The 22,603-nt window shown below is 42.0% G+C and carries 19 protein-coding genes; 18 read left to right on the top strand and 1 reads right to left on the bottom strand.

The genetic code is table 11. The features are described 5' to 3' along the window. Positions 1-139: 139 nt before the first annotated feature. The 18 genes from BM100_RS05260 to BM100_RS05175 all read left to right on the top strand — a co-directional run bounded on the left by BM100_RS05260 (position 140) and on the right by BM100_RS05175 (position 21,940). On the top strand, positions 140-589 hold the full coding sequence (locus tag BM100_RS05260; protein ID WP_092508649.1) for a phage tail protein: 450 nt from the start codon (positions 140-142) through the stop codon (positions 587-589). A gap of 39 nt (positions 590-628) precedes the next feature. After that, positions 629-1,699, top strand: a complete 1,071-nt coding sequence (locus tag BM100_RS05255) for a phage tail sheath family protein (protein ID WP_092508647.1) — start codon at positions 629-631, stop codon at positions 1,697-1,699. A 25-nt stretch (positions 1,700-1,724) separates the two neighbouring features. Further along, positions 1,725-3,050, top strand: coding sequence for a phage tail sheath family protein (locus BM100_RS05250; protein ID WP_092508645.1), 1,326 nt, complete (start codon positions 1,725-1,727; stop codon positions 3,048-3,050). Between the two features lie 84 nt (positions 3,051-3,134). Beyond that, the gene (locus BM100_RS05245) at positions 3,135-4,343 is read left to right on the top strand and encodes a phage tail sheath subtilisin-like domain-containing protein (RefSeq protein ID WP_169924663.1); all 1,209 of its coding nucleotides are present in this window, start codon (positions 3,135-3,137) and stop codon (positions 4,341-4,343) included. A gap of 15 nt (positions 4,344-4,358) precedes the next feature. After that, positions 4,359-4,817, top strand: a complete 459-nt coding sequence (locus BM100_RS05240; protein WP_092508641.1) for a phage tail protein — start codon at positions 4,359-4,361, stop codon at positions 4,815-4,817. Next, positions 4,814-4,996 carry a DUF5908 family protein gene (locus tag BM100_RS05235; RefSeq protein ID WP_092508639.1) on the top strand — a complete coding sequence of 61 codons (183 nt, stop codon included), beginning with the start codon at positions 4,814-4,816 and terminating at the stop codon, positions 4,994-4,996. The genes BM100_RS05240 and BM100_RS05235 overlap by 4 nt, the downstream gene beginning before the upstream one ends. Next, positions 4,993-5,679 (top strand): CIS tube protein, encoded by a 687-nt coding sequence (locus BM100_RS05230; protein ID WP_092508637.1) that lies wholly within the window; start codon positions 4,993-4,995, stop codon positions 5,677-5,679. Before BM100_RS05235 ends, BM100_RS05230 begins: the two co-directional genes overlap by 4 nt. Continuing rightward, entirely contained in the window at positions 5,679-7,295 is a 1,617-nt protein-coding gene (locus tag BM100_RS05225) for a phage baseplate assembly protein V (protein ID WP_092508635.1), read from the top strand. Before BM100_RS05230 ends, BM100_RS05225 begins: the two co-directional genes overlap by 1 nt. Before the next feature lie 10 nt (positions 7,296-7,305). Further along, positions 7,306-7,728, top strand: coding sequence for a GPW/gp25 family protein (locus BM100_RS05220; protein WP_092508633.1), 423 nt, complete (start codon positions 7,306-7,308; stop codon positions 7,726-7,728). Beyond that, complete coding sequence (locus tag BM100_RS05215) at positions 7,725-8,150, top strand: hypothetical protein (RefSeq protein ID WP_092508631.1); 426 nt, start codon at positions 7,725-7,727, stop codon at positions 8,148-8,150. The genes BM100_RS05220 and BM100_RS05215 overlap by 4 nt, the downstream gene beginning before the upstream one ends. An 87-nt stretch (positions 8,151-8,237) precedes the next feature. Then, entirely contained in the window at positions 8,238-10,397 is a 2,160-nt protein-coding gene (locus BM100_RS05210) for a baseplate J/gp47 family protein (RefSeq protein ID WP_092508629.1), read from the top strand. Positions 10,398-10,413: 16 nt separating this feature from the next. After that, positions 10,414-13,323, top strand: a complete 2,910-nt coding sequence (locus BM100_RS05205) for a hypothetical protein (RefSeq protein WP_092508627.1) — start codon at positions 10,414-10,416, stop codon at positions 13,321-13,323. A 49-nt stretch (positions 13,324-13,372) separates the two neighbouring features. Next, positions 13,373-14,638 (top strand): tail fiber protein, encoded by a 1,266-nt coding sequence (locus BM100_RS22475; RefSeq protein ID WP_169924662.1) that lies wholly within the window; start codon positions 13,373-13,375, stop codon positions 14,636-14,638. A gap of 70 nt (positions 14,639-14,708) precedes the next feature. Next, entirely contained in the window at positions 14,709-17,144 is a 2,436-nt protein-coding gene (locus BM100_RS05195; protein WP_092508625.1) for a contractile injection system tape measure protein, read from the top strand. A 123-nt stretch (positions 17,145-17,267) separates the two neighbouring features. Continuing rightward, a complete protein-coding gene (locus BM100_RS05190) occupies positions 17,268-19,364 on the top strand; it encodes an ATP-binding protein (protein ID WP_092508623.1) in 2,097 nt (698 codons plus the stop codon). Positions 19,365-19,439: 75 nt separating this feature from the next. Continuing rightward, positions 19,440-20,345: a Pvc16 family protein gene (locus BM100_RS05185; protein WP_092508621.1), complete on the top strand. Its 906-nt coding sequence runs from the start codon at positions 19,440-19,442 to the stop codon at positions 20,343-20,345. Positions 20,346-20,691: 346 nt separating this feature from the next. Beyond that, the gene (locus BM100_RS05180; protein WP_092508619.1) at positions 20,692-20,982 is read left to right on the top strand and encodes a helix-turn-helix domain-containing protein; all 291 of its coding nucleotides are present in this window, start codon (positions 20,692-20,694) and stop codon (positions 20,980-20,982) included. Positions 20,983-21,208: 226 nt separating this feature from the next. Next, positions 21,209-21,940 (top strand): hypothetical protein, encoded by a 732-nt coding sequence (locus BM100_RS05175; RefSeq protein WP_092508617.1) that lies wholly within the window; start codon positions 21,209-21,211, stop codon positions 21,938-21,940. 106 nt (positions 21,941-22,046) lie between these two features. Here the strand turns inward: BM100_RS05175 and BM100_RS05170 are convergent, their stop codons facing one another. Continuing rightward, on the bottom strand, positions 22,047-22,547 hold the full coding sequence (locus BM100_RS05170) for a DUF2569 family protein (protein ID WP_092508615.1): 501 nt from the start codon (positions 22,545-22,547) through the stop codon (positions 22,047-22,049). Positions 22,548-22,603 lie beyond the last annotated feature (56 nt).

Raw genomic sequence — 22,603 nt, 5'->3', positions numbered from 1 at the left:
AAACCAATATTACCGCATAATTTTTTTCAAAAGGAAGTTTACTTTCATTTTGTGGCGGTAGCTTTGTCTAAATATATGCTTTTTAAAAACCCACTTAATTTAATCAACCATAACTCACTTTATTTACAGAGAGGCTATTATGTCTACAAGCATGTCTCAAATTGCTATTGAATACCCTATTCCTTCTTATCGTTTCATCGTTTCTATTGGAGGCGAAAACATTCCGTTCAATAGCGTTTCAGGGCTGGATATTAATTTTGAAACCATTGAATATCGTGATGGCATAGGTAATTGGTTTAAAATGCCCGGCCAGCCCCAACCGATTAACATTACCCTGCGTAAAGGTGTTTTTCCGGGTAAAACAGAATTATTTGACTGGATTAATTCCATCCAACTTAATCAAATTGAGAAAAAAGATATCACCATTAGTTTAACCAACGATGCTGGCACTGAATTATTAATGACCTGGAATGTTGCCAATGCTTTTCCGACATCATTAACCTCCCCTTCCTTTGATGCCACCAGCAATGATATTGCTGTGCAGGAAATTACCTTGGCAGCCGATCGCGTCATTATGCAGGCTGTTTGATTCATTGATAATTAATCATTTTGTATAAAGGATTTATTTATGACAACCGTTACCAGTTATCCTGGCGTTTATATTGAAGAATTAAATAGCCTGGCACTATCCATATCCAATAACGCGACTGCCGTTCCTGTTTTTGCCGCGAATGATAAAAATAATATTATTGGCGAAAACACCGCAGTCCGAATCAATTCTTGGATGGAATACCTTAATAAAGTATCAAGCAGTTTTGATGCAACCGATAAATTGGCTGTTTCTCTACGTGCTTATTTTACCAATGGCGGAGGTTACTGTTACCTCGTCAAAACCAGTAATTTAGAAAAAGTGATTCCGACCTTAGATGATGTCACTTTACTGGTTGCTGCGGGTGAAGATATTAAAACCGCAACGGCAACTTTATGCCGGCCGGGAAAAGGATTATTTGCCATTTTTGATGGCCCTGAAGAAGCACTGACTATTGCAAATGCCGAAACCATCAAAGGCAAGTATGATTCCACGGCATTCGCAGCAGTTTACTACCCGTGGCTGAAAGCCGATTGGGCAAAAACTACCATTCCACCGAGTGCGGTGATGGCTGGCGTTTACGCTTCCGTCGATCTGTCCCGTGGCGTGTGGAAAGCGCCTGCCAATATTGCATTGAAAGGCGGGCTTGAACCTGTATTTTTAGTCACTGATGAAATTCAGGGAGTATATAACGCCAAACGTGCCATCAATATGATTCGAAATTTCAGTAATACCGGCACCACTGTCTGGGGTGCAAGAACGCTGGAAGATAATGATAACTGGCGTTATGTCCCTGTGCGTCGCCTGTTTAATACCGTCGAACGGGATGTTAAGCGTGCCATGAGCTTTGCCATGTTTGAACCTAACAACCAACCCACTTGGGAACGTGTCAGGGCAGCAATCAGTAATTACCTTCATAGTCTGTGGCAACAAGGCGGATTGGCGGGCAGCAAGGAAGAAGAAGCGTATTTTGTGCAGATAGGCAAAGGAATTACGATGACACCAGACCAAATTAATCAGGGGCAAATGATCGTCAAAATCGGTCTTGCGGCTGTCCGGCCTGCGGAATTTATCATCCTCCAATTTACGCAAGATGTAGAACAGCGTTAATCTCATTGATTGATGAGGAATTATTATGCCTGCTAATCTAAAAACGCCCGGCGTTTATATTGAAGAAAATGCTTCCCTTGCATTATCTGTCAGCAATAGCCCCACTGCCGTGCCTGTTTTTATCGGTAAATTCACACCCAACACCGCAGAGCCGACCCAAGCCTGCATTCGTATCAGCAATTGGCTTGAATTTACTTCCGCGTTTTCTTTGGCTCCCGTGACAGACATTGTTATCAAATCAAACCTTCCTGCTGAAGGGGAAAACAAAAAATGGCTCCACAATATTGAGAAAATCAACCAATCTCTGGCTGTAGAAGCCTTAAAGCTCTATTTCCAAAATGGGGGCGGTGCCTGTTATATCTACCCACTGAACAATATTAATGACAATGCAGCTCTGGCCGCCCTCCCTGAGTTAATTGAACAAAAAGGGGATATTACCCTGCTGGTTTGCCCGGAAACCGAGTGGGATTACAAAAACAAAGTTTATGATGCAGTCAGCTCACTGCTGAATGATAACAAAGCGGGCTATTTTCTGATTGCCGATAGCCCTGATGGTGAATCAATACCGAGTTCGGGAACGCGTACCAAGATTGCCGTCTATTATCCTCAGTTGGAAACTCACCTGACATTATCTGCCTTGCCTGATGACAAGAACATTATTATCAGTGGATATGAAGATGAATCAGGCAAGGATAAACTGAAAAATCTGGCTGAACTCAGGAAAAAAAATGAAACGCTGGCGCAGGATATTGATGCCACATTACAGCAGGAGCAACAACACCCGCTCACTCTTCCACCCAGCACTGCCATCGCGGGAATCTATTGCCAAACGGATAACCAGCGTGGTGTCTGGAAAGCCCCCGCAAACGTTGCCCTCAGCGGTATCAAAGGATTGACCGATAAAGTTGATGATGATCGGCAAGGTAATATGAATGACAAGGGCATCAATGTAATTCGATCATTTACAGATCGCGGTTTTATAGTTTGGGGAGCCCGTACTTGTACAGAAGTAAACGATACCCGCTGGCGCTATATTCCTGTCCGACGTCTGTTCAATTCCATTGAACGTGATATCCGTCAGGCACTGCGTGCCGTGCTATTTGAAACCAATCATCAACCGACCTGGATGCGCGCCAAGGCGGCTGTTGAGCACTATCTTTACGCCCTCTGGCAAAAAAATGCCCTGATGGGAAACACCCCTGAAGAAGCGTATTTTGTGCAAATTGGTCAGGATATCACTATGTCTGATACAGATATCAAACAAGGAAAAATGGTCATGAAAGTCGGTTTGGCCGCAGTACGGCCGGCTGAATTTATCGTTCTGCAATTCACGCAGGATGTCGCTCAGTAATCTCCGTGATTAAACACAAGGCACTGTATTAGCAATATTAATTGTATTAACAGTGCCTATCTCACCCAATGAAAGGAGATGATGATGAAAATCATTCAACCGGGCGTGACCTTAACAGAAAGTATCATCACCACGGGGCAACCAGAAATCGCCAGCGCAGTGCCTGTATTTATTGGTTATACCTCCCGCAACCAGCAACACGCGAAAACCACAGTTCGTATCGACAATCTGGCGGAATATATCCGATTATTCGGCGACCATCATTTGATGGCATTGGCAATCAGGCACTATTTCGATAATGGCGGTCAACCGGCTTTTATTTTGCCACTGCAAGGAGATATGCCTTCAGCAAACATCACCGAAACAGAAGCGCAAGCCCTGATGACAGCATTAAGCGCTGATGCGGTGCAAAACGCCATTGGCGAGGAAACACAGATTACCCTGATTTTGGCGCCGGATATCGCCCGGCTGAATGACAGTGTAATTGATGACGAACAAACCCCGGTCAATTTGTGGTCTGCTGGTTGGAATACCCTGCTGAAACTCAGCCAGATCCGCCCTAATCTCTTTGTGCTGCTGGACGCGCCGGATGACATCGTGCAGGCAAAGCAATGTCTGGAAGGACTCTCGTCAGCATACCGCCAATGGGGAGCCGCCTATTGGCCTCGTCTGGAAACGGCCTATCAGGATATCCCCAACCCCCAAAATAGGCTGATATCCCCTACTGCTGCCGTTGCAGCGCTTATCCAGCACACGGATAGTGAAGTGGGAATATGGAAAGCACCAGCCAATATTGCCCTGACTCAAGTTATCCGGCCAGTTAAGTCGTATCTTCAAGGCAATGGGCTGTTTAGCATTAATGGAACCTCTCTTAATGTGATCCGCACTTTCCCCGGTAAAGGTATACGCGTATGGGGATGCCGCACACTGGAAAATACGGATCACACACCTTGGCGTTACCTGCAAACCCGGCGCTTGGTTTCTTATGTCACTGTCCATTTGGCGCAATTGGCCCGTATGTACATCTTTGAGCCTAATAACGAACTGACGTGGATGAAATGCAAGGGGCAAAGTTATAACTGGCTACGGCAATTGTGGCTACAGGGAGGTTTGTACGGTTCACGGGAAGATGAGGCATTTACTGTATTGTTAGGCGTCAATGAAACGATGACGGAAGAGGATATCCGAGCCGGGAAAATGATCATGAAAGTCGCCTTAGCGGTATTGTCTCCTGTTGAATTTATCGAGATCAGTTTGGTATTTGATACTCAAACGGGCGCGCTTTTATCTTAAAAAGGAAAGAGCACAATGAGCGATTTTTATACCCCCGTGGTATCCCACCGTTTTATGGCGAGTTTTATTTTTAACGGCATTCCCAATCCACTGGATATCCGGTTTCAGCGTATTTCCGGCCTGAGCCGGGAACTTCAGGTGACCCAACACAGCCAAGGTGGTGAGAACGCCCGCAATAACTATTTGGCCGAAAAGATCCAGCACGGCACCCTAACACTGGAACGTGGCGTGATGACGGTTTCTCCCCTGACCGTGGCATTTGATCGGGTACTGCGCGGTGAAACAATCGTCTATGCGGATGTCGTGATTATGCTGCTAAACGAACATTCACTGCCCCTATCCAGCTGGACGTTAAGTAATGCCCTGCCGATACGCTGGCAGACCAGCGACTTTGATGCAAACAGCAATGCCATTCTGGTGAATACCCTCGAACTGCGCTATCAGGATATGTGCTGGCTGGGAGTTAAAGTATGACCATTGAAATCAGAGAATTAGTTATTCAGGCAAAAGTGGTTTCATCAACACAGCCAACTGGCCCAGCTCAACAAAGCCATTCGTTGATTCAGGAAAGTCTGGATGAGGCGGTTTTCGTTGAAAAAATTAAACGCGAAGTGCTGGCTGCATTACGCGATGAGGAAGGATGGCGCCCATGAGTTTAATTGAACGTGGTTTAGCAAAGCTGACGATTAATGCTTTTAAAGACAGAGAAGGAAAAATACAGGCCGGCACGATCCAAGCCATGTATAACCCTGATTCCCTGCAACTGGATTACCAAACGGATTACCAACAATCTCTGGCAATCAATAACGAAAAACAGAGCAGCATTTATATTCAAGCCAAGCCCGCAGGGTTATCTCTTGAGCTGATTTTTGATGCCACAATGCCGGACAATAAAATCCCTGTTGAAGCACAATTAATGCAGCTCAAGCAGTTGTGCAGCGTGGACGCTACCAGCAATGAAACACGATTCCTGCAAGTCAAATGGGGAAAAATGCGTTGGGAAAATCGCGGTTATTTTTCCGGCAGAGTGACCGGGTTGTCGGTGAATTACACTTTGTTTGATCGCGATGCCACGCCTTTACGGGCAAGGGTCATCCTGACACTGGTGGCGGATGAAAGTCTGGTCATACAAGAGACAGAGCAAAACCTGAAATCCCCCGCACAAATCGCTTTGCGGGTACAGGATGGCGCTTCACTGGCCCTGATGGCAGCCAGCACAGCTTCAACGCTGTCTGGCGGTGTTGATTACCTGACGCTGGCCTCGCAAAACGGGTTGGATAATCTTAACGGATTTGCACCTGGCCAGATATTGCAGGCCACCAGAGGAGATGCCTGATGAATCATCAACTGAACGTCATTGCCGATGGTAAGGCGCTCTCCTTGCTGGCTGCCGTTGATGTCGATACCTACTTCCGCGTTAACAGCATCCCTTCCGCAACGCTGAAGCTCAGTCTGCCGGACAAGCCGCATTCTTCTTTCAATCAACCAGATATACAGGCAGAGCTGGCACTTTGTCAGACAGGAAAAACCCTGCTTTTGGAATTGATTGACGGCGGCCAAAAATCGGTGCTGTTTAACGGCCAAATCACCCGTAATTCGTTGAAGATAAAAAATAATCAACTGTTGCTTACTTTGGTTGTCCGACATAGATTGCAACTGATGGCAGATACACAGCACTCACAATTGTTCAAAACCAGTAACGAAAAAAACATTCTGAACACGTTATTGAATCAGGCAGGCATCAAAGCACATTTTGGACAGATCGCCGCATTGGAGCAAAAACATGAGCAGATGGTGCAATTTCGTTGTTCAGACTGGCGTTTTCTGCTGTGTCGGCTATCGGCCACCGGCGTCTGGCTGTTACCCACAACAGAAGGTGCTCACCTTATTCAACCTGACACCCTGAAATCCAAACCAATCCATATCCTGAAAAGCCGGGGAGATGAGGAAAAAGATATCCTCGTCAAAGATGCCAGTTGGCAATTTGATAACCATCTTAACCCTGCTTCGCTGGAAGTCAGTAGTTGGGATATCAACAAGCAACAGGAATTATCAGGCGGTCGCCACAGCAGCATAGCCTTGGGCCAAGCCGCCCTCTCTCCTGACCGGTTAGCTTCTTTAAATAAAACAGGCTGGGATATTCGTTACAGCAGCCCGTTAACCACCCAAGAGAGTGGCTATCTGGCACAGGGGCTATTGTTGAATCAGCGCATTTCTGGTGTGACAGGCGAATTTCTGCTTAAAGGTAATGGGCGTTATCAATTGGGAGACAACGTTCAATTGACGGGATTTGGTTCACAATTGGACGGCACGGCAAACATCACTGCGGTTCGCCATCATTTTAACCGACGAATTGATTGGGAAACGACGTTGAGCATTGGATTACAGCAGGAATACCTGCCAATACTGCCCGATGCCACCGAATTGCACATTGCGACAGTCGCCAAGTATCAACAGGATAAAGCGGCTCTGAACCGCATTCCGATTATTCTGCCGGTACTGAATCGCCCGAATGAATTCTTGTGGGCCAGATTGGGAAAACCTTACGCCAGCCATGAAAGCGGCTTCTGTTTTTATCCTGAACCCGGTGACGAAGTGATTGTCGGATTTTTTGAAAACGATCCCCGTTATCCGGTCATTCTGGGAGCAATGCACAACCCGAAAAATAAAGCGCCTTTAGAACCCACTCAGGATAATCAGGAAAAAGTTCTGGTGGTGAAAAAAGGAGAAAATCAACAACAAATCATGATTCATGGCAAAGAAAAAATCATTCAAATGAGTGCGGGAGAAAATCAAATCATGCTCCAGCAGGATAAAGATATTTCGCTGACAGCGAAAAAAGAATTCATGCTGAAAGCGCAAACCATGAATGCCGAAATGGATAAATCACTCAATATTTCTGGCAAAAATAGCGTTGAGATCAAAGGCCGGAAAATTAATCTGACCCAATAAAAGGTGAATAATGGAAAACCGAATACTGACACAACTCTATGGTCGTGGTTGGGCGTTCCCTCCCGTCTTCACCCTTGAAAAAGGGGTAGAAATGGCCGAAGGCGCGGAAGATGTGCGGCAGAGTTTGCACATCTTATTCAGAACTGAACCGGGGGAACGCTTTATGCGCGAAAATTATGGCTGCGGATTAAATGATTTTATGTTTGAAAATATCCGCAACGAATTATTTGCGGAAATGGAGTCCCATATTCATGACAGCGTATTGCGTTATGAATCACGGGCAGATATTACCGATATTCAGGTTCGTCAGTCGCCAAATAATAAGAGCGCTTTGCAAGTGCAGGTGATGTATCGCCTGCGGGGAAGCGATATCCACCAGCAGATCCAAGGAACACTGGCGCTGAATGAAGGCCAGAGACTGGAGGCTTCATGAGTGGCCCCATTGTAACAGACGGTGACATACTTCAGTTTGAGCCTCAATTTGGGCATCGACAGGTGAAAATTCCCATCCCCGGCAAGATCATTGGCACAGGCCATGCACAGGTTAACGGCAAAAAAGTTTGCATTCTAGGTGATGAGAAACGGGTTACGGTAACTGCGACTTATACCACAATCATCCATATGACACCGGGAATTGGCACTCTGACCATCAGCCTGTTGGATATCAGTCAACAGGCCCTTCAGTGTACCAGTGGCGCTGCCCTAATTATCAAAGGGAAAAGATTTACGGCTATATTTACACCCCGAGTTCCGGCCATGAATAATACCGTCATTCCGCCACAACCGGATATTCTGACACCTTCATTAGGTACAGGAAGTTTTATTACTCAACAGAATTTTTCCACCGTAAATTAACGCATTATCTGAATCAAAATATTCATATTAAATGGTGTGAATAAACTTTTATTCACAGAGGAATCGCTGTGCCATACAGGTGATGTCATGGAACTAACTAAGTTAAATAAAAAATTGTCAGACTTGGTACCGATGAGCGATTTTAAATTAGATAATCGAACCAGTTTGCAATTACTCCAATATATTGAAGCCTACACAAAAATAGTTCCCTTTAATAAAGAGAACGACAAACATTGGAATGAATTCTTCTTTATGGCGAATAACACGCCGGGCAAACTTGCCGAATTGTATCAAGGGAAAATTGAAGCCAATGGAGAATTATTGCCTCACCAAGCTTTTCTATTGGCAATATTACGATTATTGGAAACACCGATATCTTTATTTAATGCCTTACCTGCAACTCATCGCAATCTCTATTACCGGGCGCTGTTAGGATTATCGCCCCGCCCGGCGCAACCTGATCAAGTCGCCTTATCTGTCGAACTGAATACCACAGTCACAGAGCAATTGCTGACGAAAGGTACCTTATTTGAAGCCGGGCAAGATGAACAAGGCAACGCCTTGCAATATGCACTGGACGCCAATTTACTGGCGAACCGTGGCCATATCAGTCAATTGTATTGGCTACGTAAAAAAGAAAAACATAAGTGGATAACCTCTGCGCCCTGGGATTCACAGGCACAGTTATCATTACCATCTGATGGAATACGATTATTCAGCAAAACGGATTTTGATAAACAGGTACTGGGCGGTGTGTTAATCACGTCAAAACATCTGGCGATGGAAGAAGGAACGAGAGAGATAACGGTTACCTTTGAAAAAGAGGTTCACAGCCAAAACCTGATGGCACAAATCAGCAGTGGAGATCAATGGCTAACCTTGATTGCTAAAGGAAAAGGAACAGAAATCACACTGACACTGGCAGATACAGAGCCAGCAACCCGTGCGCCAGAGGATTTGGATAACCTGATTTTCAATGAACCTGTACTCCGGTTACAGGGAAAAAACAGCTCACCCTTGCCAACGATAACGGCCCTCAAAGTACAGAATATCGTCGGAGCCTCATTCAAGACACATTACCTCACTCCCTTTGGTTATGGTCTTGAAATCGAGCCACTGGAAGAATATCCCACATTGTATCTTGGTTTCACGGGCGTCGAGCCGGGACAAACTCTATCATTATATTGGAAATTAAAATCGCCACAGCAACCGGAAAAAGTTTCCTGGTATTACCTGAATAAAAAGAATCAATGGATTGCACTGGATGCATGGGTCAATGATGAAACCCAACATCTGTATCAAGATGGCATCTGGCAAGTTACCCTGCCGGCAGATGCTTCTGCTCAGGCAACCCAAATGCCAACGGGGCACTATTGGTTGAAAGCTGTCGCCGCCCTATCCACACCTAAAGGCTCGTGGGGGGAAAACCCTTGGTTATATGGCCTGAGCTATAACGCGATGACAGCAACATTGGTGAATACCGATAACATCAGTAACAGCCATTTCTTGGCGCCATTACCGGCAGGCACTATTCAGCGCCCGGTTGCTCCTATCATGATGGTCGCGTCAATCAACCAACCATGGGCATCATGGAATGGGCGTGCACAGGAATCCTACACTGACTTTTTTAAGCGGGAAGCACAACACCTGTCCCACCGTAACCGGGCCTTAACTTGGGGCAACATGGCTGCACTGTTAAAAGAGCGTTATGTCAGCATCTTTGATGTTAAATACCCCGGCAATGATGAACTCACCCGAGTCCCTGCATTAGAAAAGCAACAGCTCACGATCATTCCGGCTAATCGATACAACGACAGCGATGATCCTTTACGTCCGGTACTAAACCCTGCACGCCTGCAAGAAATGGCCACATGGCTACAGCAAAAAAGCTCGCCCTGGGCTGAGATTGAGATCAGCAATCCTAAATACGTTGATGTGAAAATCAGTTACGACGTGATTTTTAAGCCAAACGTGAACGAAGATTTTGGCTATCGCCAGCTACGACAGCGACTCAGTGAGACATACATGCCCTGGAGCATCGACGAGCAACGTCCGGTGATGTTGCATAACAGCATAAGTTATTATCAGTTGCTGGCGACCATTCAACAGCAACCCTTGGTTGAGCGAGTCATCCGTCTGGCATTGCATCGGTCGGATGCGACTCAAGACAGTGATATCACCACATCAGTAGAAGCCAAAGATAATGAAGTGCTGATCTTAGTCTGGGAAGCAGGTGACAAGCTATAACACTGAGGAAATCGCTATGAGTAATCAAGATGTACTGTTTCACAAAGTGAAAGACGATATTCACTTTGATACCTTGCTGGAACAGGCTCATCAGGTCGTTGAGCAACAAGCAGGAAAACTCTGGAGTGACACTGCGGAACATGATCCCGGCATAACGTTTCTGGAAGCGTTCAGCTACGGCGTGTCAGATTTGTCGTACCGCCATACCCTTCCCTTAACAGATTTACTGACCCCTGCCCCCGATAAGCAGCAACAGCAAGACGGCATTTTCCCTGCCGAATTTGGCCCTCACAATACACTGACATGTGGCCCCATCACTACCGCTGATTATCGAAAAGCGCTGCTGGATTTACATAGTAGCGACTGGACAAAAGGAAAATCGAAAGCAGAACAGGATAAAGGGGATTTTCTGTTCCGTAACGTGCAATTAGTCCGTGAACCGGAAACGCAACGTTATACCTATTGGTATGATGCCGCCAAAAGGGAATATAGCTTCGCCAGTAGCCAGGATGCGAAAAAATTTACGCTGCGGGGAAATTACTGGCTTTATCTGGAACCAACCCGTCGCACTCAGGCAAATTTGAACCATGCCACCCAGCAATTAACTGATTTTTTAACCAAGAATCGCAATATTGGTGAATCTGTCAGCCAAATTATCTGGACAAAGCCGGTTGATTTCCCGCTATTGCTGGAGATCGAACTGGATGACGATGTGCAAAATGTCGCGGGTATTTTTGCTGCCGTCTATAGCACAGCAGAGCAATACTTGATGCCTGAGGCACAACGTTACCCTACTGAAACACTGCAAAATGCAGGATTGCGCAATGATGAAATTTTTGAAGGGCCGCAATTAAAACATGGCTGGATACCTGAACTGCCGGCAGTTCGTGATTATACCAATCGGCTTACCCTCAATCTTAGCCGTTTGGTTAATAAGCTGCTGGAGATTAAAGGCATTCAGAGTATTAACCACCTGAGTCTAGCTGACAGCGCTGATAAAAACTTAATTGAACCGGTTAACCAAGATAGCTGGTCATGGTCAATTAAAAAAGGTTATTACCCTCGTCTGTGGGGGCAAGATCCGCTTCACCAATTGGCACAGCATGATGGCCCGCTGCGAGTCATCACCAAAGGCGGGCTTCGCGCTACGGTCAATGAAAATCAGATTCGCGACAATTTACCCGATCGCCCCCTGATCCAAAATAAACCAGTGATACTCGCTTACGGGAAACACCGCGATGTAGGCCGCTATTATCCCGTCAGCGATACGTTGCCCGCTTGCTACGAGCTACAACAGCCTTTATCAGAAAACCAAGATAACCAACTATCAAACAATGGGGATGACCAACGACTGAAGTCACTTCATCGATTTATGCTGCCATTTGAACAGCTCTTAGCCTGTAGCTGCCAACAAATTGCCATGCTGCCCAAGTTGCTGTCCTTTAAGCGTGAAGGATATGAAGTTTGGGGCGATCAATGGCCGTTTAAGCCGGATTCTGTCAGCAATCATGTTCATCAAAATTATGCTTCGACATTAAAGGAACTGCTCAAACAAATTGCGCACGATAGCGATCATGAATTGGATATTGTCAATTACCTGCTCGGATACTTTGGCACTCAGCGGGCACCCCGCACCTTTACTAGCGACATCAATGAGTTTCGTGCCATACAACAAGGTTATCTGGCCCAGCAACCGATATTGACTTATCACCGTGCCAATATTCAGATTGATCAAGTATCGTCACTACAGAAGCGTATTGCGGCTCGCATGGGATTAGGCGGTGAACTATTTAAGCCAGAACCTGATCTGAGTAAGCTGCCGTTTTATCTGGTAGAGCATCGGGCATTGCTGCCAATCAGGCCCAACAACCAATTTGATAAAGAACAGAAACCCGATTCAGTGGCAGAAGAGAACCAAACTAATCAACATTATGTAGTCATTAAGCAAGCGGGTATTAAGGGTAAATTGACACAAGGGCAAGTGATCAATTTAGTTATCTATGAAGGCGAGCAGAACCTAAATCAATTTACAATATATAGCCAAATGATAACCAAAACCGAAGGGGATCAGTTTTGGCTGGATGTGGGGAATAGCACCCAACTGGAATACAATCTGGAACGGGTAATGGCCGCAGCCAAAGCAAAAAAATTGTTCTGGCAAAACAGCAGGGTCTGGATGGAAGATATGGACTACCGCTTAACCTACGATGGCGACCAGTCCCAAAATGGTAATCCATTACCTGAAAATCAGCGGCGTCTGTCCCGCACCGCGCAGACCCCTTTCCCTTCCCTGATTGCAGTAGGCAATGAAATTACCCTGAATCAGAAATTAGGAATAGCCAATGCCACATTGGCATATGCAGATAAAGCAGAAAAATTGTATGCCAAAGTCGTCAGCTTTGACCGCATCAAAGGCACTTTAATTATTGAACGCCAAGATAATTCGACATTGAAATTTCCTGCCCCTGAAGAAGCCTGGGAATACAGTTGGCATTTTTCAGGTGAAAAATATGAAAAGACAGACCGTTTTTCATTCGTGATTAGTGTTGTAGTCAACATTGAGTTAATTAAAATCTCCGGTGTTGATCTCTATAAATTGGAGGCATGGATTAAAGAAACGATGCTGACCGAATTTCCTGCCCATACCGCCATGATTATTCACTGGATGGATCAAGAGGCATTTTTCAATTTCGGCAATACGTATCAACGCTGGCAAAATAATGGTGCTCCATTGGGGGATGCAGCCTACTCTATTCTGGAAAAATTAACATTAGGCAAATTACCTGCTGCTTTAAAAGGAATAGGAACAATGCGGATTGCCACACCATATCAGAGAGAGGAAGTTGTCGGTAAAAATAATGATCAGTGGAATACCGAAAAAATAATTCAAAACGAATTATTCTACGTTCCTAAAGAGAACAAATAAAAACACCTACCGCAATATTTTATATTTACTAAATTTTATGGAGTTAACCATGAAAGAGACGCTTTATTCTGCAAGAATACAAACGCAACAAGCATTATCTAATGAAAAAGGTATTGGGCCTGAAACGGATAAACTGAAATATAAATTCAAAGAAGGAAGTATTCCTTTACAAATTGATTTCAGCCAATTAATTGATATTGCCGATGTCGGGCGCAAAGCCTGTGGTCTGGCACCACAACAAAATGGCCCGGGAACAGGATTAACGCTGGGTGATGATGGCACTCTGAATTTAAAAATGGGTATCATTGACCACAATAATTCTTCTCCATTAAAACTGGAACAAGATATTTTATCGGTCAGTCTGGGCCGTGGCCTGACGAATAAAAGTGATGGAATATCGGTGGGTCAGGGGCATGGCATTACCGTTTATTCTCAAAGTGTTGCGGTAAAATTGGCGGCGAACAAAGGCTTAGTTGTTGATGCCAATGGCATTGCCATAAAACCGGGCGACGGAATAGCATTTAACTCAGAGGGTGCATTGGAAGCGACCCCCGCGGATTCAACCATTACAGTAGATAGTGCCGGCATAAAAGTTAAGGCAGGAAGAGGAATTACCGTTGGTAATGGTCTAGAAGTTCATCTTCATGCCAATGGCGGTATCGGTAATAGTTCATCAGGCATTCGTATTAAAACGGGCCACGGTATTAAGATAGACAATGATCAAGTTGCCATTGATCCTAATACTGTATTACCCAAGGGTATGATTGTTATGTTTTCAGGCTCGGCAATACCACAAGGCTGGTTATTATGCGATGGCACTAAAGGCACGCCTAATCTAATAGATAGATTTATATTAGGGGGAACTATTGCAAATATCGATGGCACTAATGGAAAAACAGCTACAGGGCAAAGTAATGCGAAATCTTTTGTCGTCAATAGCAACGAGAACTCAACTAAAAAAATGGATGTTAGAGTCAATGAAACCCAATTAAATATAAAACAAATACCAAAGCATAAACACATACAAGGTGGTGGATTCACTGAAAACACAGGATTACGATACAGTGCTGTATTAAATAATGACCTGAACGATGAAATTAATAACAAGGATCTTAACCACTATCGCATAATATATAATACTACAGAAGAACCCTGGATCAGATCGGTTAATTATAATCACTGGTGGCCGTACACCAGTTCAACAGGCAGTTCAGAAGGCCATGATCATACTGCATCAACGACGCTGCCGGCCCATACACATCAAGTCGATATAGTCCCACCCTATTACATATTGGCATTTATTATGAAGTCTTAATTCTTTCACAATGGGCGTCGCTATTTATCGCCCATTGAACATATTCATAGCATGTAAAGGGACAACTGTCTTGGAAAGAAACCACAAAGAAAATCTCAAGGGTGTCATTGACAAATTATCAATATCACTTGAAACAGAGAAACATCACAGCAATAAGATAATTGAAAAATGCTCTGCTTTATTTAAACGTAAACTGCGTCATTTAATTAATGAAGAAGTGGAAAAATGGGCAAGACAGAACAATGATCTATCATTAACAAAAATAGTTTTAGATCTTGGAGAGATAGCGTTAGAAAATTTTGAACAACAATTTATTTGGCGATTGGAAAGAGAATTAAGAAATAAGACCCATGAATTCACAGAAAGCATGAAACAGAATGCTGACCGTAACTTATTCACCTCAAGAAAAGCTAAAACTATACCTTATGAACTTCGGGATGTATCGAGGCAGCAAGGGAGTGACAACTTCACCAGAGACGAATTTGTACCGCCAAAGGCCAAATTTCAATGGGAAACAAAAACCACGCATCATTTCCTGAGAATAAATAGCACAGATGGAATAGATAGCCGTGCTACTGGAGTGAACGATTGCAACCAACAAAGAGGTAATCTGAAGGATAACGGGGATAAAAATGATATTTCATCGATAATTAAGCGTGATCTCAATGTATCCAATACGTTAGATCCAGAAAAATTCACATTAAATAGTGTCGATAACTATTTGAATCATGGCAACTGGGACTCACCTATTTTATGGCAACAGGTAAGCAACTCTGAATTTAGTTATTGGTTGTTGGAAGAAATCAACCTTCAACCACAGCAGTGGCTTCCCATGCTAGCTAACCATTGTTTACAACCCGAGAAGCTAAGTCGATTAATTAAAATCTGCCAAGCCGATGTTCTCCACATACTTTTCAATTTATTTTCCGAGGCAATAAAAAGCCCCCAACTTATTGATAAGCCAGCAATCAAAGATGAAGGTGTGACTCCAGAAAAATTGAAATTATCTGCAAAATATTATCTGAAACATCAGGCAAATTATGCAAATAACACACAAAAAAAATTCACATTACAAACTGGAACCAAACCGGCATCGAAAAAAGGAATGATGAAAAATACCAATCATTCATTAAAAACGGAGAATAATGCTATTCATACACCAACAGAAACCACACTGAAAACAGAAAATAAACGAATGCCGGAGCACGACATTAAAGAAAATAACGGTCATTCATTAAAACCGGATAATAATGACATTCATACACGAACAGAAACCACACTGAGAACGCAAAATAAACGAATACCGGAGAACGATATTGTAGAAAATAGCCGCCATCCATTAAAACCGGCTAACAGCGGCATCCATGCGCAAACAGAAACTACGTTGAGAACGCAAAACAGGCGGATGCCGGAGAACGGCATTTCAGGAAATAGCAGTCATGCAATAAAACCGGATATTGATCAAAACCATACACAAACGAAAACCCTCATGAGCACGCAAAACAAGTGGGCATCAGAGAATAATATTATTGAGAATAACATTAATTTATCAAAACCAACTAGTAATGAAACGCATGCGAAAATAAAAACAGCTCCAAAAATTCAACACAAACAAATACCAGAGAATGGTATTGCAGAAAATTATGTTAATTCATTACAACCGGATAATAGTGAATCCCATACGCAAACAAAAAAGTTATCACAAACTAAAATTAAGAAAACATCAACAGTCAGTATCCATCAGGATGAAAACCATCAATTAAAACAGGCTGTTCATAAAATCCATATACCAATAGATACAATACCGCCAGTTACACCCCACTCCATAAAAATCAATCAGCAACCGGCTCCCCTACAGCAGCGTTATGGTTTGATAAAGGGGGAATTAAAACAAAACCCAACAATTCTACAGCACAAGAAATCACACAAAGAATTGCCGAAATCCGCATTGTCAGCGCACATGTCATTCAAACAACCTAATAATGGGATTCAAACGCCATCAGTACAATCTGTTTTACCCATCAGTAATGCCGGCTGTATGCTTTTATGGCCGTTATTGCCAACATTTTTCCGCACCTTTGATTTATTGAAGGAAAAACAATTTATCAGCCTTGAAGCGCAAAGAGTGGCGGTCTGTTTATTGGATTGGATGATTTGGGCTGAAGAGGAAATACCGGCATGGCGATTGACCCTCAATAAAATACTGTGCGGGCTATCCATACATGATGATGCGCTATGGCGCGCACCTGAGCCAGAACAACAAATTGCTATCAACCAATGGCTGGAAAAAACGCTCGTACAACTTCCGAACTGGAAAAAAATGGGGATAAATGATGTGCGGCATTTATTTTTACAACGTTCCGGGGAATTGAGTGAATTAAATGGATTAACCAATATCCATATTAAATCCGAAGTTTATGATGCACTGATAAACAATTGGCCGTGGCCAATAAATATAGCCCGCTTTAGCTGGTTGGAACAGCCCGTCATGACAACATGGTTATAGTCATAAAAAACTATCAAACATCCTACATCCTTTGCCTTTCAAATTGCTTCTTTATTGGCTGACTCATTGGCCGCTACGATGCATCTTGAAATTCATTGGGTATAAATAGCCTGAGTAAACTATATGAATACAGCATCTATTTTCCCTAATTTATTTCAGCAGAATAATGACGCTAATTTAGCGTTTTTATTGAGCCAACTGGAACGTATCGATCTCGTTCTTCAATATCATCTCCATTGCATCTCCATCCAACAAGATGAACGTCTTGATGAATTCCTGCTAAATGAAGAAGATATTATCGCCAGATTAGATAACCCCAAGGGTAAACCTCACTGGTTCAATGATGATTATCTGGCAATACCGCAAACCGTCACTTCTGTAGCTTCCCGGCTGACTGATTTAATTGATCGTTTTGAACTGACTGATTTTGAAAGAGATGTGTTGCTGTTAGGCCTACTTCCCCATTTTGATAGCCGATACTATCAACTGTTTGCGCTCATCCAAGGAGAACAACAAGCCCGGCTTCCTTCTTTTACGCTGGCACTGGAACTATTTTGTCACTCAATGTCGGAGAAGCAGGCACAACAAGCCAGTTTCCTGCATTGTTCTCCTCTGATTAACTGCCGGCTATTATCCATTGAGAGCCATCAAAAAGTATTATCCTGGATCCAAACACCTTTTATCACTGATAACAGTGTGTATCATTTTTTACTGGGGCATCACCCTATTACGCCTGACTTAGAATATTATTCTGAGTGGTTACCACCTATAGAGAATGGTTATTATCCACCCCAATTAAAGCAATTACTCAATAATGCGTTGTTATCTGACCACGATGATATTCGCTCCATTATCTTATTAAAGGGCAATGCCGGCAGTGCCAGAGCTTATGCCGTTGCCAATATCATGGCCTCAGAAGAGCGACAAACATTGGCAGTAGATATCGCCAAATTGGCTGACAATGATAATAGCGCCCTGCTTTCCCGAATGAAGCGCATTTTGCGGGAAATTCGCATGCGCGGAGCCTGCTTATTGCTGCGAAATTTTTGCTTATTCGTTGAACAGAATAAACAGCTACTGGAACCGCTGTCGGCATTATTGCAGCAACCTGAATTAAGAGTGGTATGCTTAATTGAACCCTCTTCCCCACTGGTCTGGTTGAGAAAATTATCAACATTATTGGTAGAAATGCCCATTCTGACCCTGAAGGAAAAAACGAATCTATTGACGGCGCAATTACCCAATCACTGCGCAAATAATATTGACGCAATGTCCTTAAGCCAGCGTTACACCTTTAATCCTGAAACCCTGCCATTGATTTTGCAGGAAGCCCAACTTTACCAACAACAACGAAATCCTTTGGATATTTTGCAGCAATGCGATATCCATCAAGCGCTCAATTTACGCGCCCAACAAAATTTTGGTCAATTGGCACAGCGGATCACGCCTAAACGTTCATTAAAAGATTTATTGGTATCCGATGATATTGCTCAACAAATACAAGAAATACTCACAGCAATTAAATATCGGGAACACGTTCTTGCAGAAGGTTTTAAAGACAAAATTGGTTATGGGACGGGTATCAGCGCCCTGTTTTATGGTGATTCTGGAACAGGAAAAACCATGGCGGCAGAAGTGATTGCCAATTGTATTGGCGTTGATTTAATCAAAGTGGATTTAGCCACCGTCGTGAATAAATATATCGGTGAAACCGAGAAAAACTTATCCCGTATATTCGATTTGGCAGAACAGGATGCCGGTGTTTTATTCTTTGATGAAGCAGATGCACTGTTTGGTAAACGCAGTGAAACCAAAGATGCTCAAGACAGGCACGCAAATATTGAAGTCTCTTACTTGTTGCAACGGCTGGAAAATTATCCTGGTTTAGTTATTTTATCCACGAATAATCGCAGCCATTTGGATAACGCCTTTAATCGCCGTTTTACCTTTATTACTCGTTTTACTTACCCAGATGAAATTCTCCGCAAAAAAATGTGGCAAGCAATCTGGCCTGAAAATATACCGATTTCCCAAGATGTGGATTTTGATAAATTAGCCCAACGGGCAGGTATAACAGGAGCAAATATTCGGAATATTGCTTTATTGTCTTCGCTTTTTGCCGCAGAGAACAACTATAAAGAAGTGAATAATAATCATATTGAAACAGCATTAACACGAGAATTAGATAAAGTGGGCAGATTGATATTTAAAACCCCATAAAAATAAGTAGAACTAAAAATTAAATGTATCAACGACCCACTCTTTTTCCTAAAAGTATATCAAGAGGATCATTTTATGTTAAAAATGCAAACTGTTATTGATGCCAATAAAGCAATGAAAGAAATTTTGGAAAAATATCTGGATAAAAAAATCGCAATCCGTTTTGACCTGCCTGAGTTAGATACCGTGCAATCTGACGCAATGGTGAGTGTCTTTCTTTATGATATCCATGAAGATCTACAGCTTCGTTCAACAGAATCCAGAGTGTTCAATGCCACTTCAGGCAGATTATTGCCGGGTTGGGTCAATATTAAATGTAATTATCTGATTACCTATTGGGAATCAAGCAAACCCGCAACCGATCCCAATAGCCCGGATAGCCAACCGGATAATCAGGCAATACAAGTCATGTCGCAAGTCTTGAATGCCCTGATTAATAACCGCCAACTGGCAGGTATTCCTGGCGCTTATACTCAGGTTGTTCCCCCGAAAGAAAGTTTAAACAGTTTGGGCAGTTTTTGGCAATCCCTGGGGAATCGCCCACGACTTTCTTTAAATTACTCAGTGACAATACCGATTAGCCTTACTGATGAACAGAATACGGCAACGCCGGTAAGCACCATTTCTTCCACCTTGGAACAGGCCACATCCGTCAATCCGGAAACAATTAGCCATACCTTGCGAGAATTATTAATTACAGAACTACAAAAGCAACCTGCGGCTGAATCAGAACGTGAAGAAAATATTAGGCTGGCCCTGAGCAAAGTTGAACTATTAACGAAGAAAGAAGCTATGAACACAGATAACTCAAAAGAAATTTCGATATCTCTGTCTGTATCGGGCATTACCCATCAGAAATATCTTCAGGACATTAATAAAATCTTTGCGCATTGGCTAAATGATAACAAGATTGTTATTACAATTGATGATTATGGAATATACATTAAAAACATAGAAAATAATCATCTTTTGGGCATTTAATTTATTATCTTTTAAAAAAACCACGAAATAAAAAGCAGGAGTCAGTAAAATTTCATCCAATAATATTTAAATAAAACTTATAATTAATAAGGTTGACCCGCCTTATATCATGGCATTCCTCTGATATTAAATAAGAATTTTCATTTTAAATTCATACTGATAAATATGGCAGTCGCATTATTAATTATTGACAAATATTAATGCATATATATGATTATTGTGTGGCTAATGAATTTTATTAAGATAAACCACTGCATCAACTTTTTTAAAAAATATAAAAACAACAATTTATTAAAAATTTTACAACGCCAGGAATAAAGCCTATTTAATTTAAAAAGGAGTTCAGGTGTTTATTTCAAAAGACTTAGCAAATTTTATTGTTGTAGCCAAAAATAAATCAATAAACAAGGCAACAAAGGAGCTTTTTATTACAGAGTCGCCAATTAGCCGAAGTTTAAAAAAACTGGAGTTCTCACTAGGTGTAAAACTCTTTATCAGAAAAAGCCAAGGATTAACACTAACGGAAGAAGGAGAATGTCTATACAATAAAGTTTTGTCAATTTATGAACAACTTAAAAATATCGAAAATGACTACAAGAATCATAAGCCATCCTATTATGAAATTAATAATAAATAACATATGATTTGTTTTAACAAAATAATTACATCGGCATAAATAAAATGACAATTAAAGTTATCACGTCTAGTTTCATTCACTAATTCTTGTTAATAAGCAACAATAAGTTAGATAGCGTAAAACCCATGGTTTTATTAAGCATGAAACCGAGTAGGTATATGAAATTTCAAAGATTATAAAAAACATTAAAAAATCACCCATTCCATTAAAAAATTAAGGAATAGTTATGAATATATATAAAGTCAAAGAAAAAGAAAAAGTAAAGAAACTTATTACAGAATTTAAGCCAGGTGATATTTTATATGGCCTAGATTCACCAAGAGATACAGCTTTATCAAGCCTAAAATTTCGCCGCAAAAGTAGAATACCGGGGGCTTCAAAAGCATTATTTTCTAGCTTAAAAGAACGTCTTAATAGAAAAAAGCTGGAAAAGACAAATATTCTGACACAGAATGATATTACCAATGCTGTTTGGAATCCTGCTAATCCAGAAGAATATTCTGACGATGAAAGTATAAAAAGAGATTTGCATGATGGCAATCGTGCAATTGGATTTAAAGAGTTTCTATCTAATCACCCTAAATATGATGTTAAAAATGATAAGCTTATTAAAAAAATTAAGGAAAATCCAATGGGAAACACAGGGCAACAAATGTGGAAAAAAACAAGTAAAGCGGGATTGGAATATCAATTAATGCATAGAAAATTACCCGTTCATTTTTTAACTGATACGATTGGTAAAGATATTGGTACAGTTGTATCAAAAGAAGGTTATGGCCAAAGTATAACCTCCAGTGAATTACGCTGGTTATATCGCCATAAAGATACTGATGAAGTTAAGCAAAATCTAAAGTTTTGGGAAAATGGAGAGTTTGTTCCTCATAGTAACATCTTTGATAAACAAGAATGGAAAAATTATAATCCTAAAAACAGATATCCAAAAACCTCCAAACAGTAAATAAGTTACTATTATTCACACTAACCACCTCTCCACGGGGGAGGTGGTTTTCAGTTAAAATAAACTCACTCAGATTCTGAAGTTGCAGAGAGTTGTATCGGAATAGCTAATTCACAAAGGTTTTCCTAACTCTCACTGACACCATAAAATAAGGTATCCATATAGCAGCTGTAATGCCCTGTTGTAGAACAGGTGCCATAAGGCTATAAGTCATTGACTCCCCCAATCCATCAACAATCAAATAAACAGTAATAATTTGAAAAACAATATTCAACAGGCGCAATAATATATAAAGACGAGGGGCTTTTTTTAATTTATTAAAAAATTGAATGGCCGTATAAATAGTTAATAACAATAATATTATATTTGCAACGAGAGTAAATATGACTGTATTCTGCAATGTAGAGTAATATGAAACTCTGGGTATTGTATGAACAGCCACCACAATTTGAAATATGATGAAGATCACTGAGAATATTAAACCTATAGCGGGCAGATAAAGCCACCCTCCAATTTTCTTAAATGAATCCTCTGCACATTCTTCGCAATATTCTGTGTCTTGAGGTATTTCCTTTTTCCCACATTTAGTACAAAACCATTTATCCATATTGGTAGGCCTTTTCCATTTATATTACTTAACTGATTCTAATATAACTTCAAATT

The sequence above is a fragment of the Xenorhabdus mauleonii genome, assembly GCF_900113945.1.
GTDB classification, from domain to species: domain Bacteria; phylum Pseudomonadota; class Gammaproteobacteria; order Enterobacterales; family Enterobacteriaceae; genus Xenorhabdus; species Xenorhabdus mauleonii.
Note: the sequence above shows the minus strand (reverse complement) of the source record. Positions and strands in the feature narration are given on the sequence as shown.